General features: G+C 44.5%; 1 protein-coding gene. It reads right to left on the reverse strand.

Annotated elements, in window-relative coordinates; translation table 11 throughout:
* Positions 1-528: helix-turn-helix domain-containing protein (locus HMPREF3168_RS09320; protein ID WP_246825717.1), on the reverse strand; the 528-nt coding region annotated here is incomplete at its 3' end.
* Positions 529-551: the final 23 nt, after the last annotated feature.

Here is a 551-nt window from a genome sequence, read left to right on the forward strand (position 1 = left end):
ATGCCACTCACCCTTATAAGGTGCTGGGACAGGCAAAGTCAGCATTCCGTGGTTGCCTTCCTTTGCGAGAACCACGCCTTGATTCAACTTAAAGCCTTGACGTTTGGCTTTCTTAGATTGAAAAATGGGGTGTCCGGCACCTCTTTTAACTTTGAGTGCTTTATCTTTGGCAAACTTCTTGAACGCTTTGCCCAAGTCAGCACATGCTTGCTGCAGGATACGAGAAGAAATCTGCTTTTCCCATGACTGTTTGCTTGCCGTAAGCTTTTTCTGAATCAGTGCTGCGGTTGGGTAGTATCTAGATATAAATAACTTCTGCTCTTCAGTAAATTGCCGTTCTTCTTTTGGCTTCTTGAATTCCGCCAGAATCTCTGGACTGACTAGCATACGGTATTCCGAATAGGTCGAATTCCACAGTTCTAGGGCCTTATTGTAGCAATAACGGCGATAGTCACACCACTGGTCCAAGACGTGAGCCATAGTAGCATCAGGATATAAACGATATACGTGAGTCTTTTTGGTTGCCATTTGTCTTCACCTCTTTTCGACAA

Source organism: Lactobacillus sp. HMSC08B12, assembly GCF_001808415.1.
GTDB classification, from domain to species: domain Bacteria; phylum Bacillota; class Bacilli; order Lactobacillales; family Lactobacillaceae; genus Lactobacillus; species Lactobacillus delbrueckii.